1 protein-coding gene is annotated in these 408 nt (G+C 70.8%); it reads left to right on the top strand.

The annotated features are described in order from the left end of the window. Positions 1–408, top strand: a 408-nt coding sequence (locus C5L13_RS28515) for an ATP-binding cassette domain-containing protein (RefSeq protein WP_158693566.1), incomplete at both ends; no start/stop codon positions are given.

Genomic DNA, 408 nt, shown 5'->3' with positions numbered 1-408 from the left:
GATCCGGGCCGTGGCCGAACGCGCCAACGCCGACGTGTTCATCCGCCAGTTCCCCGACGGCTACGACACGACGATCGGCGAACGCGGCCTCAAGCTGTCCGGCGGCCAGAAGCAGCGCATCGCCGTGGCGCGAGCGATGCTCAAGGACGCGCCGATCCTCATCCTCGACGAGGCGACGAGCGCGCTCGACACCCAGTCGGAGCGACTCGTGCAGGCCGGCCTCGACGAGCTCATGGAGGGCCGCACGTCCCTCATCATCGCCCACCGCCTGTCGACGATCAGCGCCGTCGACCGCATCGTCACCCTGCGCGACGGACGCATCGACGAGGTCGGCCCGCCCGCTGAGCTCGCCACCTCCGGCGGCATCTACGCCGAGTTGCTCGCCCTGCAGGCGTCGGGGTCGAAGCG

The sequence above is a fragment of the Neorhizobium alkalisoli genome (assembly GCF_002968635.1).
In the GTDB taxonomy this organism is placed as follows: Bacteria; Pseudomonadota; Alphaproteobacteria; order Rhizobiales; family Rhizobiaceae; genus Neorhizobium; species Neorhizobium alkalisoli.
This window is presented reverse-complemented; position numbering and strand designations above follow the sequence as displayed.